This is a genomic window from Limnohabitans sp. Rim47 (assembly GCF_001517545.1).
Lineage (GTDB): Bacteria > Pseudomonadota > Gammaproteobacteria > Burkholderiales > Burkholderiaceae_C > Limnohabitans_A.
In genome coordinates this window covers 585001-597513 of sequence record NZ_FBYA01000002.1, presented here as the reverse complement: position 1 = coordinate 597513, position 12513 = coordinate 585001, and the positions used below count along the sequence as shown (strand labels likewise).

The 12513-nt window shown below is 62.2% G+C and carries 11 protein-coding genes (1 of these 11 only partly in view); 2 read left to right on the top strand and 9 right to left on the bottom strand.

Annotated features, from left to right (window positions below):
- Positions 1-227, bottom strand: a 227-nt coding sequence (locus BN3544_RS07780; protein ID WP_304438456.1) for a uroporphyrinogen decarboxylase family protein, incomplete at its 3' end; no start/stop codon positions are given.
- 79 nt (positions 228-306) lie between these two features.
- Positions 307-2625 carry a protein-disulfide reductase DsbD family protein gene (locus tag BN3544_RS07775; protein WP_019429148.1) on the bottom strand — a complete coding sequence of 773 codons (2319 nt, stop codon included), beginning with the start codon at positions 2623-2625 and terminating at the stop codon, positions 307-309.
- Positions 2626-2787: 162 nt separating this feature from the next.
- Between BN3544_RS07775 and BN3544_RS07770 the strand changes: the two genes are divergently transcribed.
- Positions 2788-3615, top strand: a complete 828-nt coding sequence (locus tag BN3544_RS07770) for a creatininase family protein (RefSeq protein WP_019429149.1) — start codon at positions 2788-2790, stop codon at positions 3613-3615.
- A 25-nt stretch (positions 3616-3640) separates the two neighbouring features.
- Here the strand turns inward: BN3544_RS07770 and BN3544_RS07765 are convergent, their stop codons facing one another.
- From BN3544_RS07765 to BN3544_RS07740, 6 genes are all read right to left on the bottom strand, one after another.
- The gene (locus BN3544_RS07765; RefSeq protein ID WP_019429150.1) at positions 3641-4804 is read right to left on the bottom strand and encodes a hypothetical protein; all 1164 of its coding nucleotides are present in this window, start codon (positions 4802-4804) and stop codon (positions 3641-3643) included.
- An 86-nt stretch (positions 4805-4890) separates the two neighbouring features.
- Complete coding sequence (locus tag BN3544_RS07760; protein ID WP_019429151.1) at positions 4891-5565, bottom strand: histidine phosphatase family protein; 675 nt, start codon at positions 5563-5565, stop codon at positions 4891-4893.
- 49 nt (positions 5566-5614) lie between these two features.
- Positions 5615-6538 carry a PhzF family phenazine biosynthesis protein gene (locus tag BN3544_RS07755; protein ID WP_019429152.1) on the bottom strand — a complete coding sequence of 308 codons (924 nt, stop codon included), beginning with the start codon at positions 6536-6538 and terminating at the stop codon, positions 5615-5617.
- Positions 6539-6647: 109 nt separating this feature from the next.
- Positions 6648-7844: an aminotransferase-like domain-containing protein gene (locus BN3544_RS07750; protein ID WP_019429153.1), complete on the bottom strand. Its 1197-nt coding sequence runs from the start codon at positions 7842-7844 to the stop codon at positions 6648-6650.
- On the bottom strand, positions 7841-8785 hold the full coding sequence (locus BN3544_RS07745) for a DMT family transporter (RefSeq protein ID WP_019429154.1): 945 nt from the start codon (positions 8783-8785) through the stop codon (positions 7841-7843). Before BN3544_RS07745 ends, BN3544_RS07750 begins: the two co-directional genes overlap by 4 nt.
- Before the next feature lie 26 nt (positions 8786-8811).
- Positions 8812-9429: a LysE family translocator gene (locus tag BN3544_RS07740; RefSeq protein WP_019429155.1), complete on the bottom strand. Its 618-nt coding sequence runs from the start codon at positions 9427-9429 to the stop codon at positions 8812-8814.
- A 111-nt stretch (positions 9430-9540) separates the two neighbouring features.
- On the opposite strand from BN3544_RS07740, the gene BN3544_RS07735 reads away from it, so the two are divergent.
- A complete protein-coding gene (locus BN3544_RS07735) occupies positions 9541-10947 on the top strand; it encodes an aminotransferase-like domain-containing protein (protein WP_026036498.1) in 1407 nt (468 codons plus the stop codon).
- 35 nt (positions 10948-10982) lie between these two features.
- Here BN3544_RS07735 and BN3544_RS07730 read toward each other — a convergent pair whose 3' ends face one another.
- Positions 10983-12513, bottom strand: partial view of an ATP-binding cassette domain-containing protein gene (locus BN3544_RS07730; protein ID WP_019429157.1) — the 3' portion only. 395 nt of this gene lie beyond the right edge of the window; the window shows 1531 of its 1926 coding nt (coding positions 396-1926); its start codon lies off the right edge, out of view; it ends in the stop codon at positions 10983-10985.

Below are 12513 nucleotides of genomic sequence, written 5' to 3'. Positions count from 1 at the left end.
GCATCGAGCGGGTAGCGCTCGAGTGGCTGCAGGGTGACTTCGGTGGCGTAGTCGACATTGGTGGCCAGGCCCATGAAGCTGCCGGCTTTGGCGCGGGTGTCACGGTATTCAGGCAGATAACGGCCCGCTTGGCGCATCAGCCACACGGGTGTGTGGTCGGTGGCTTGGCGCAGGCAGGCGCGCAAGAAGGTGTCGTTTTGGAGGGGGGCAAAAGAAGAGGTGCTCATGCCCCGATTGTCGCAGGCTGTGGACAGGGGGCTGTGCGGGCATTCGCGAGCATCCCCTTCCCACAGCCGCTGTGCGCGGCTATTGCGGCAGCTTTTGCAGCGCCGCCTGCACTTCGGCCACGCTGGGCAACTCAGAGAACAGCACAACGGCTTGGTTTGGCGAGTACAAGGCATACACCGGCACGCCGCTGCGGCCCAAGTCTGTCAATGCTTGGGTGATGGCCGGGTCGCGTCGCGTCCAGTCGGCCCGCAACAGCACCACCTTGCGGGCCGCAAAGTCGGCCAACAAGGGCGCATGGGCCAGGGTGGTTTTTTTGTTGTACTGGCAGGTCACGCACCAAGCGGCTGTGAAGTCCACAAACACGGAGCGACCAGCGGCCAAGTGGGCTTGTTGTTGCGAAGCGCTCCAGGCTTGCCATGGGTTGGTGTTGTGGTCCAGTTTGTTCACGCTGTCGCTGGCGCTGGTATTCGTCCCATTGCTTTCAATGGCGCTGACCGGGGATTCACGCAAAGCCAGGGGCAACCAACTGCTGCCCAGCCAGAGCAAGACACTCAAAGCCAGCCCGCTCATGACCCAGCGGGTGCGGCCCGCCAAACCCAAGGCCCAGGCCAGCCAGGCCACGGTCAGCAACAATGCCAACAGGCCGCTGGCACCATCAATGCCGGTTTGTTGTCCCAACACCCAGAGCAGCCAGATGACCGTGGCGAACATCGGAAACGCCATGGCCTGTCGGAACACCACCATCCAGGCACCGGGGCGTGGCAGTGCGCGGGCGATGCCGGGCCACACGCTGGCCGCCAGATAGGGCAAAGCCATGCCCACACCCATGGCGGCAAACACCATGAGCGCTTGCCACACGGGCAGCGCAATGGCCAAGCCCAAAGAGGCGCCCATGAACGGCGCGGTGCAGGGCGATGCCACGGCCACGGCCAGCACGCCTGACAAACCGGCGTTCACCGTGGGGTGGCGGCTTTGCAGGGAAGCCAAGCTGCTGGGCAGCATCTGACCAAACTCGAAAACGCCCGCCAGGTTCAAGCCCAACAGGGTGAACAACAGGGCCAAACCAGCCACCACAGGCGGCGATTGCAATTGAAAGCCCCAGCCCAGTTGCTCGCCCGCTGCCCGCAGGCCCAGCATCAGGCCCCCCAGCAGCATGAAAGACAGCACCACGCCCGCGGTATAAGCCAGCCCGGCGGCGCGGTGTTGGGCCTGTGCGGTGTCTGGTGATGCGTTGGTTTGTGCAAAGCCAAGCACCTTGATGGCCAGCACCGGAAACACGCAAGGCATGAGGTTGAGCAACAAGCCGCCCAGCAGGGCACCCAAAATGGCCAGTGTCAGGCTGAGCGCGGTGGTGGGCTGGCTGGCCAGGGGCTTGTCTGCGATGCGGGCGTTGTCGGCCAGGGCTTTGGCCAGCGCAGGTGATATTTCGACAGGCGCCAGTGGCTGCCGTTCAGGCCAAGTGCCTTGCACGGGCGTGGCAATCTCAAAAGCCGGGGCCTGGGGTGCAGATTCAGGGCCTTGGGCGATCACCCAGCGCATGGTTTGCGGGTTGTCGCCGCGTTCTTCAGAAACCGGGATTTTGGCGTTCCAGACGGCGCCTTGCCAGCTTTGTGTCCAGCCTTTGCCCTGCGTTGCGGCGTTGTGCACCACGCTGGCCGTGACCGCAAAAGCGCTGAGTTGCTGGCCGCGCCATTGCGCTGGCAGGCCGTGCACGCGCAAGTTGAGTTGCTGGCCGTTGTCAGACACGGTGGTTTGTCCGCCCGTGATCCAGGTGCTGCCTTGTTGCCGCTGGGGCAAGCCCTGGGGGCTGAGCTTTCGGGTGGCTTCAAACAGCGCTGCTTGCTGCGTTTGGGGGGCGGCAGAGGGCAGGTTCAGTGCAAATTGGCCTTCTTGTGGGATGCATTCCTGGCGGCACACCAGCCATTCGGCTTGCAGCTGAATCGGCAGCTGACCTTGGGTCGGAAACTGGAAGTCTGCGCTCACCGTCACGGGCACGGCGAGCAGCAGCTTGCCTTCGTAGCCGTAGTTGGCCAGCGTACCAATCGGGATTTTTTTAGGCAAAGGCCAGGCGATCTCGCCCGCCTGCAAGCCCGCAGGCAGCTGCCACTGCAAACGTGTGGGCAAGCCCGAATCACCGGGGTTTTGCCAGTAGGTATGCCAATGCGGTTGATGCTGAATCTGCAGGCCCAGCCAGAACGTTTGTCCGGCTTGAATGCCCTGGGGTGCATGCACCAACAGCTCGGCCCGCACCTGGTCGGTAACGACCACGTTGCTGGCCTTGGGCAGCAAGGCCGAAACGCCCGGGACGCTAGAGGATGCGGCTTTGGACGAAAACAGCGAACTTGTTTGAGCCAGGCTGGGCTGAGTTGCACCTGCCAAGACAAAGAGCAAGGTCAAGCCAAGCCTAGCGACCACCCTATGGCGAGCAGTCCCGTCACGAAAAAACGCAAAAACCTTCAACATCAACTCCTGATTTCAGCCCCCATCACCGCAGGCGGGGGCTCTGAGAAGGGCACTGTACACCGCCCCGGCGTGCCAAAGCTCAATTAAGATGGCCCCATGCAAAACCCTTCGCGTTTCTGGGCCGACTGGACCACCACCGATTTCCAAGCGCTGGCGCTGGACCAGGCCATTGCCGTGCTGCCCGTCGCGGCGACCGAGCAACACGGCCCGCACCTGCCGCTGTCGGTCGACACTGACTTGGTCAATGGTGTGGTGGCGGCCTGCTTGCCGCACTTGCCAGCCGACTTGCCCGCTTTGTTTTTGCCCACCCAAACGGTGGGCCTGAGCCCTGAGCACGCCCGCTTTGCCGGCACTTTGACGCTGAAGGCCGAAACCGTCATCCGACTGTGGACCGACATCGGTGAGTCGGTTGCGGCCAGCGGTATCCGCAAACTGGTTTTGCTCAATGCCCACGGTGGACAAGTCAGCGTCATGGACATCGTGGCACGCGACCTGCGTGCCCGCTTGGGCCTGTTGGTTTACAGCGTGAGTTGGTTCAATTTGCCGCTGCGAGATGCGCAGGGCGGCGATGTGAACGCGCTGTTCAGCGCCGACGAACACCGATTCGGCGTGCACGCGGGGGATGCCGAAACCTCGATGATGCGGGCGTTGCGCCCAGAGTGTGTGCGCATGGACCAGGCGAAAAATTTTCGCTCCACCTCGCAAGACCGCGCTGAGCGCTTCGAGATTCTGGGCAACGGCAAAAGTGCCAAGCTGGGCTGGCAAATGCAAGACTACAACCGCTATGGTGCTGCTGGCAATGCGGCCGCCGCCACCGTGCAAAAAGGCCAGGCTTTGTTGGACGCCTCAGGCCGGGCCCTGGCGCAGTTGTTGGGTGAAATCGACCGCTTGCCGTCCGACACGCTGACCGACCAGATCGGCTGATCCGGTCGCTGATCGGGTCGGGCGCTCAGAATGTGGGCGGCACCAGTTCGCAGTGGTCGCGGCTCACGCTTTTGGGGTACTCGCGGGTGGTGTCGATGCAACCGCCTTGTGCATAAACCCCTTTGGGGTCGCGCATGCGCAGCATGCGCTCCAACACGTTGGCGGTGGCTTGGGGGTTGGCTTGGGTTTGGGCCACATGCGCCTCGACCACCGATTCATCCATTTGCAGCTCGCCTTGGGCATCGGTGTAAACGCCGTCTTTCCAGTGGAAGATTTCGATGGCTTTGGACTCTAGCGTGAAGGGCGTGTCGCGCTTCCAGAAGTTGCTGAACAAGCCGCCGCCCATGTACATGACCCAAGAGCCTTCGTAGCCTGTGACGTCGGATGAACGCTCATCCGGGTTGCGAAACCACAGCCGATCGCCGGGCACATAAAAACGGGCGGGCAAAGGTGCATCCATGCTGCCGTACTCGATCAGATAGAGCTCATGGAATTGACCTGAGCGCACGGCATGGACTTCATTGAGGCTTTGCAACTGGGCCAGCAGTTCGGGATGCTCTGTTTTCAGCTCTTGCGCGATGCCCAGCAAGATCACATATTCGGTGGCCCGGTAGCAAGAAAAATCGTAGAGTTTTCCGGTCATGTCGGGTTGTGTGGCGGCGGTCAGCGCGTCCACCAGACAGCAGCCGGGTTGGAGAATGAAGCCTGCGTCGTCACCACCATCTTGCCAATAAGCCTGAGGCCGTTCGGCCGCTTCGGTTTTGAAGGCCAGCGTGGTTTTCTGGGCGGCCAGTGCCATGTTGCGGCGCACCCGGATGTGCGATGTCAGCGATGCCAGGGTGGCAAACTGAAAACGGTGTGGCGAGCCCAGCAAGGTCACCCAGATTTCGCGCTCTAAAGCCCACGCTTTGTCGGTGTGCTGGCTGTGGCCGAGTCGGTCGTGCAAAGCCAAGGTGTCGTGCCCGGGCATGCAGTGCTGTCGAAACTCAGTTCGCAGGTTGCAGATCAGGGCAACTTGAGTGCCTTGCATGGGCACCACCAAGGTTTGCACCGCCGAGGCCAGCGCCCATTTGTCCAGCAGCGCCGTCAACTCCCTCGCCAGCTGGTCGGCGTCAGCAGCTTGAGTGGAGGTGATCTGGATGCCACCCTCTGAAGACATCAGGGCCAGCCAAGTGGTCGAACTGTTCATCAATTAATTTTGCCCGCAAATCGAAGCGGTTTTGCCTAGGGAATGTACTTGTGGCGAGCCGCTTGGCCGTGAGCGCACCCCACGTTTCAGGCGAACGTGATCCATCCTTTGTGTGCGTCGTTATCCAGGTGCGGCAGCGTGTTGTAAGTCAGCAGCATGTGCCGCTTGGGGGTGAACACCAATTCGGTCAGCGCGGTGTTGCGGATGCGCAGGTTCAGCTCGATGGTGGTCTCGGGCGGCGTGCCCAGAACCCGGCCCACAGCCGTAGAGATGGGGCCGCCGCTGGAGACAATCAGCACATTGCCTGAATGGTTTTGTCGCACATGGTCCAGCGCCGCCTCGATGCCACTCACAAAGTCGGCGTAGCTGGGCATGTTGCGTGGTTGCGTGTGGCCCGCCATCCAGGCCTGCAGGGCGTCGCGCAGCAGGCGAAAGTGGTGGCGGTACAACTCGGGCGTGTCGGGTTTGGCCAGGGGTTCGGGGTGAATGGCCTCGATGAGCGCGTGGCTGTCGTATTCGTTCAGGCCCGGCCAGACCGCAGGCATGTGGGGCAGACCTGCGCCCTCGGCAATGCCTTCCCAAGTTTGGCGATGGCGCTTCAGGCTGCCCATCATCACGGCCTCAATGGGCTGGCCCTGCAATTTGGGCCGCAGGTATTCGCCCAGACGCACCGATTGTTGATGGCCCAGCGGGCTGAGTTGATCGTAGTCATCGGCCCCGAAGGAGGCTTGTCCGTGGCGGACCAGATAGAGTATTCCCATGGGCAACCATTGTGCGCAGCCTAGGCGCTTGTATCTGTCGCTGGGGTGATCAGATCGTTACCGAGCCCTCGATGCAGCCGACCACATCACCACCCACCCAAACCTGCCCTTGTGCGTCTTGCGACAAGAACACCTGCCCGGCACGACCCAACACCGTACCTTGGCGGGCGCTGTACGCCGCTGGCATGTGGCCATCGGCGATCAGCCATTGCGCGAGCGATGCATTCAGGCTACCGGTCACCGGGTCTTCTGCGATCCCGACAGGGGCAGCAAAGGCGCGCACCTCCAGATCGGTCGGGTCGTTGGGGATGCGGCTTGAAGCGGCAAAGGCGCGTGCCTCGCGGTTGGCGCGGCGGATCAGGCCACCTGCATCGGCTTCGCGCTTGGCCGCCACGCCGACCTTGGTGTTCAGGCGTTTGAGCGCCGCGTGGTCAGGCTCCAGCGCGAGCAAACGGTCCACCGAGTCGATCAACAGGCCCAGCCAGTGCGGCCCGTTGTTCAGGTTTTGCGCGGCCAGCACATCGTTGGCATGCAGGCCCAGTGCCACCAGCACCTCAGCCAGTTGCGCTGGCGCGGGTGTCTGGCGTTGCAATGCGGGCGCTGCAAATGCCCAACGCCCATCGACTGATTTCAAGGTGACCAAACCCACGCCGCACTCCTGCACCAATTGACCACTTTGCCGGGGCTGGCCGCCTGCTTGTCGCCAAGCATGGGCGGTGCCCAGTGTGGGGTGCCCGGCAAAAGGCAATTCGGCACCGGGCGTGAAGATGCGCACCCGGTAATCGGCACCGCCTGCGGCCCCTGCGGGCGTGGGCGGCAACACAAAAGTGGTTTCGCTCAGCTGCGTCCAAGCGGCAAAGGCCTGCATCTGCGCGTCGCTCAGGCCCTCGCCGTCCAACACCACGGCCAGCGGGTTACCCAGAAAGGCGGTGTCGGTGAAGACATCGACTTGTTGGAATGCGCGTTGTTTCATGGCGGTAGTTTTGTCTGGTGTTGGGCAAGAGCGCCATCGACCCATTAGGCCGAGCGGCAGCAGAGGGCTCGGGACGGCATTTTCGACGGCAATTTGGCGGGTCAGTGCGTTAAAGTGATTCGCGGATCGCAGCGGCCAGCGCCGCCATGCCGGTGTTGATCTGGTCCACAGTGGCCGTCACGAAGGACAGGCGCAGTGTGCTTTCGTTGGCACCGCCTTCTTCGTGGGTGGCGTAGAAAGCCGAGCCGGGCACAAAGGCCACGCCCTTTTTCACGGCTTTGTCCAGCAAGGGAATGGCTTTCAGGCCTGCGGGCAATTGCACCCACAGGAACATGCCGCCTGCTGGGCGGTTCCATGTCAGGCCCAGCCCCGCCATTTCACGGTCCAGTGCGGCCAGCATGGCTTCGCACTGCTGTTTGTAGAGCGCACGAATGGTGGGCACATGGCGGTCAATGAAGCCGTCCTTGATGACCTCTGCCACCACACGTTGGTTGAAGCTGGGCGTGTGCAGGTCGGCCGCTTGCTTGGCTTGTAGCAGTTTGGGGTAAAGCGCTTTGGGCGCAACCAGATAGCCTAGGCGCAGGCCGGGGGCCAAGATTTTGGAAAACGAGCCCAGGTACACACTGCCCTCGGGGTGGCGCGAGCTGAGCGAGGGCGCAGGCGGTGCGTCAAACCACAGGTCGCCGTAGGGGTTGTCTTCGATGATCGGCAGGCCGTTTTCGATGGCCAACTGGGCCACGGCAGCGCGGCGCTCTTCGGTCATGGTTCGACCGGTGGGGTTCTGGAAGTTGGGCAGCAAATACACAAAACGGGCTTTGTCGGCCCCTGTGCCGACTTTGGCCCGCAGATCGGCGGCGTCCACACCGTGCTCGTCGCTGTCCACGCTCACCACGGTGGGCTCCATCGGGGTGAAGGCTTGCAAGGCGCCCAAATAGGTGGGGGTTTCGACCAAGATGCGGCTGCCTGCGTCGATCAGGATCTTGGCCACTAGGTCCAGACCTTGTTGGCTGCCGGTGGTGATGAGCACTTGGTCGGGGCTGACGTTCATGCCCTGCTTGAGCAGGTCTTGCGCAACCCATTCGCGCAAGGGCGCATAGCCCTCGCTGGCCGCATATTGCAAGGCGGCTTTGCCGTCCTGGCTGAGTACGCGTTCGCTGGCTTCGCGCATGGCATCAATAGGGAAGGTCTGGGGCGATGGCAGGCCGCCAGCAAAGCTGATGATGCCGGGCAGTTCGGTGACCTTGAGGATTTCGCGGATCACCGAAGGGTTCATTTTTTCGGCACGTTGGGCCAGGGTCCAGTTCATGTTGTGCTCCTTGAAACTGTGGTTATTGGGGTGGCTGGGGTGTTGGTCATGCGCCGCCCCATGAAGACGGTCAGCACCACCAGCAGGGCAAAGCCCAGCGTCATCGCATCCAGCGATTCTCCCAGCAAAGGGACGGCGGCCAAGATGGAAATGAAAGGTTGCAGCAATTGGGTCTGGCTGACGCGCAGAGGCCCGCCCAGCGACAGGCCGCGAAACCAGGCGAAAAAGCCCGCCCACATGGAGAACACGCCGACATACAGCAATGCCAGCCACGCGGTGGGGGCAATGGCGTGTTCTGGCCAAGTAAGCCAAGCGCCGGGCAAGGTGATGGGCAAAGCCATGACGCAGACCCAACTGATGACCTTTTCGGCCCCCAGACTGGCCGTGACCTTGGCCCCGGCCACATAACCCAGCGATGCGGCGATCACCGCGCCCAGCAGCAGGGTGTCGGCCCAGCTCAGGCCAACGCCGTGTCCCATTTGCATGGCGCGCAACACGCTGTAGACCGCCACCAGCCCGCTGCCCAAACCGGCAAACACCCAAAACCCCCAGCGTGCCCGCTGGTGCATGAGCCAGGCGGCTGCCGCAGCAGTGGCCAGTGGCAGCAAAGCGGTGATGACGGCGGCGTGGCTGGCGGTCACATGGCGCAGCGCCCAGCCCAGCAGCAAGGGATAGCCCACCACGTTGCCAGCCAGCGACAGCCACAAAGAGCCGCGTTGTGCTGCTTTGGGCCAAGGCGCGCGAACGGCCAGCAGGTACAGCGCCGACAAACCACCCGCCAGCGCCGCGCGTGCGAAAGTGACAAACCAGGGGGACAGCTGCGGTGCTTCAACCGTGCCGGTGGCCAAGCGGGTCATGGGCAGGGTGAGGGCAAAAATCACCACGCCCAGCAAGCCGAGCCAAAGCCCCCGGTTTTCGCGTTGTGTGTGTGCGTCGGTCATGTGATTCAAGGCGTGAGTGGTGCGATTCAGGCTGCGCTTTGGCGCAAGCCGTTGAGGATCCACAGCACGGTGCCCAAAAGCGCGATCGACATGCAGCGGTTGAACATCAACAAGCGGCGACCTTGCGCCAGCCAATGCCGCAGCATCGACCCCGCCACGGCATAGACCAAATTGCTGACAAAACCATAGGCCACCATGATGGGCAAAAGCAGCAGCGTGCGCTCGGCACCGTCATCCCGACCGGCGATCCACCCGGCCACGATGGCCAGGGCCAGCATCCAGGCCTTGATGTTGAGAAACTGCAAACCCACGCCCTGCACAAAGCCCACCTGCAGTTTGCTGCTGTCGGTCTGTTGCAAGCTGCCGCTTCGCCACAAACGCGAGGCCAGCCACAGCAAATAAGCATTGCCCAACACCACGATGCCCCAGCGCAAGGGCGGGAAGGCCACCACCAAACCGCCCAGGCCTGTGGCGCACAGGATGAACAAAATGCCCCAGCCCACCGGCACGGCCAGCACAAAGCGCATGGCGTGCCGCAAGCCGTGGTTGGCGGCCATGGCAGTCGACAGGGTGGTGTTTGGCCCGGGGGTGAAGCTGCTCACGGTGGCGAGCACCAAGAGGGCGCTGAGTTCAGAAGAAGTCATGGCTTTGAATGTAGTGCTGAAATGAGTACAGTACCAATACAGTTTGTGAGATCATTTTGGAAACTGTATCGCTTTGCTTGACCGCACACTTTTGGAATGCCGCCCATGTCTTTGCTCAGCCGTGAATCCAGCCAGCCTCTGACCGAACAGCTCGCTCAGCGCTTTGTGGCGCGCATGCGAGACCAGTTGCTGGTCTCGGGTGCGCGTTTGCCTTCGGTGCGGCAGTGCGCCCAAATGCACGGGGTGAGCGCATCGACCGTGGTGGCCGCTTACGACTGGCTGGTGGCGCAGGGCTGGGTCGAGGCACGCCCGAACCGGGGGGTTTTTGTGCGGGACCGGACGCAGCGCATGCCGCCTGCAGCGTCCTTGGCCGCAAGCGCGGCATCCCATCCGCCGCCTGTGAATGCCGCCAGCCTGATTCGGGGCATGTTCCACCAACCCAGTGCCGAGCCGCAGCCGGGCATGGGGGTGTTTCCACCGGACTGGCTGGATGCCGATTTTTTGTCGGCCGCTTTGCGCAAAGTGGTCAGCAGTCCGGCTTTGCGTGAGTCTTCTTTGCGCTACGGCGAGCCGCAGGGGGATACGGGTTTGCGCGACATTTTGTCGGCCAAGTTGGCCAGCATGGGCATGCACGCCGCACCGGGGCAGTTGATCACCACGGTGGGGGCGACCCATGCGCTGGACATCATCAGCCGGACTTTGTTGCGTCCCGGCGATTGTGTGATGGTCGAAGAACCTGGCTGGGCCATTGAATTTGCCCGGCTGCAAAACTTGGGGGTTCGCATCCTGCCCGTGCCGCGCCTAGAGACAGGCCCCGATTTAGAAGTGGTCGAGCGCTATGCCCAGATGCATGCGCCCAAGATGATGGTCAGCGTGTCGGTTTTGCACAATCCCACGGGCTACGGCTTGTCTTTGCCGGTGGCGCACCAGCTGGTTAACCTGGCGCACCGCTACAACTTTCATGTGGTCGAAGACGATACCTACGGGCACATGGCCTCGGCGCATGCGGTGCGTTTGTCTGTGCTCGATGGGCTGCAAAAAACCATTTATGTCAGCGGCTATGCCAAGATCTTGGCGCCCAGTTGGCGTGTGGGCTACCTGGCGGCTCCGGCTGATCTGAAGGATGCTTTTTTAGACACCAAGCTCTTGTCCACGCTCACCACGCCCGTGTTGTTTGAAAAGGCGCTGGCGCTGTGTCTGGAGCAAGGCGCCATCCGGCGGCACACCGAGCGCTTGTCGCAGTTGTTGGACGCCGCCCGCAGCCGCAGCGTGAAGCTGGCGCTGGCGCACGGTTGCCAATTTGTGGCACCGCCCCAAGGCCTCTTCGGCTGGGTCGATGTGGGCGTGGACACCGATCTGCTGGCCTTGCGCATGCACGACGCCGGCTACCTGCTGGCCCCCGGTTCCTTGTTCCATGCTGACCGCAGGCCGGGCTCGTTCATGCGGGTGAACTTTGCCAGCACGCAAGATGACAGGTTCTGGCGCGCCTTGGCCAAGACGCGTGAGGACCTGTTGTGAGGCTGAAATCCAGCGTCTGATTTCAGCGCTTGATCTCAGCGGTTGGAGAGTATTTCCCAGCGCTCCATCGCGGTCAGCAGCAGATCGTCGATCTCGGTATCGCGCCTGAACAGTTGTTGCGCCAGCCCGGGGTCGCGTTGGTAAACGCTGCCATCGGCCAGTTGCGCACGGGTGAGGGCTTGTTCTTTCTCCAGTGCCTCGATCTTGCCGGGCAGCTCGGCCAGTTCGCGTTGCTCTTTGTAGCTGAGCTTGCTGCGGGCCGGTGCGGCGGTTGCGGGCGCTGCAGGTGTGGGCGTTGCAGCGGTGCTCGTGGCTGTGGTGGCTTGTGGTGCGCTTGCACTGCGTTGCGCGGTTTGAGCACGAATGGCTTGGGCGCGTTTGGACTGCACCAACCAGTCTTGCACCGAGCCTTCGTATTCGCGCCAGAAACCGGGCTGGTCTGGTGCGCTTTCGCAGGCGATGATGCCGGTGACGACGTTGTCCATGAAAGCGCGGTCGTGGCTGACCAAGAACACCGTGCCTTCGTAGGTTTGCAGCAGCTCTTCCAGCAATTCCAAGGTTTCGATGTCCAAGTCGTTGGTCGGTTCGTCGAGTACCAACACGTTGGCAGGCCGCGCAAACAACCGCGCCAGCAGCAAGCGGTTACGCTCACCACCCGACAATGAGCGCACGGGCGATGTGCCGCGGGCGGGCGAGAACAAAAAGTCGCCCAGATAGCTCTTGACGTGTTGACGTTTATTGCCGATCTCGATCCACTCACTGCCAGGACTGATGAAGTCTTCCAGCGTGGCGTCCAAGTCAAGTGCATCGCGCATCTGGTCAAAGTAGGCCACTTCGAGTTTGGTGCCACGGCGCACTTCGCCGCTGTCTGCTTCAAGTTCGCCCAAAATCAGTTTGAGCAAGGTGGTCTTACCGGCACCGTTGGGGCCAAGCAGACCGATCTTGTCGCCCCGCAGCAAGGTGCCGGTGAACTTTTGGATCACGGTGCGCACCGAGCCATCGGGTTGGGTGAAGCTTTTGCTGACGTCGGTCAGCTCGGCCACCAGCTTGCCGCTCGGAACGCCTGAAGCCACTTCCATCCGGACATTGCCCACTTTTTCGCGGCGCGCAGCACGTTCTCCACGCAGGTTTTGCAGGCGTGTGATGCGGCTTTGGCTGCGGGTGCGTCGAGCTTCCACGCCTTTGCGAATCCAGATTTCTTCCTGGGCCAGCAACTTGTCGGCCTTGGCCTGAATCACGTCCTCTTGCGCCAACTGCTCTTCTTTTTGAATTTGATATTGCGCAAAATTGCCAGGATAGGGGCGCAGCTTGCCCCGGTCCAACTCCACAATGCGGGTCGCAATGCGGTCCAGAAACGCCCGGTCGTGCGTGATGGCGATCACGCTGCCCTTGAAGTCAATCAGCAAGTCTTCCAGCCAAGTGATGGCGTTCAGGTCAAGGTGGTTGGTGGGCTCATCTAATAAGAGCACATCGGGACGGGTGACCAAGGCTTGGGCCAAGGCCACACGCTTGCGCATACCCCCGGACAGCGATTGCACCACCGCGTTCGGATCCAGCTGCAGGCGC

Excerpts from the sequence above, each read along its gene's own strand:
- BN3544_RS07770 (WP_019429149.1), top strand. The coding sequence starts at position 2,788 with ATGCAAAACCCTTCGCGTTTCTGGGCCGACTGGACCACCACCGATTTC.
- BN3544_RS07765 (WP_019429150.1), bottom strand. The coding sequence starts at position 4,804 with ATGAACAGTTCGACCACTTGGCTGGCCCTGATGTCTTCAGAGGGTGGC.
- BN3544_RS07760 (WP_019429151.1), bottom strand. The coding sequence starts at position 5,565 with ATGGGAATACTCTATCTGGTCCGCCACGGACAAGCCTCCTTCGGGGCC.
- BN3544_RS07755 (WP_019429152.1), bottom strand. The coding sequence starts at position 6,538 with ATGAAACAACGCGCATTCCAACAAGTCGATGTCTTCACCGACACCGCC.
- BN3544_RS07750 (WP_019429153.1), bottom strand. The coding sequence starts at position 7,844 with ATGAACTGGACCCTGGCCCAACGTGCCGAAAAAATGAACCCTTCGGTG.
- BN3544_RS07745 (WP_019429154.1), bottom strand. The coding sequence starts at position 8,785 with ATGACCGACGCACACACACAACGCGAAAACCGGGGGCTTTGGCTCGGC.
- BN3544_RS07740 (WP_019429155.1), bottom strand. The coding sequence starts at position 9,429 with ATGACTTCTTCTGAACTCAGCGCCCTCTTGGTGCTCGCCACCGTGAGC.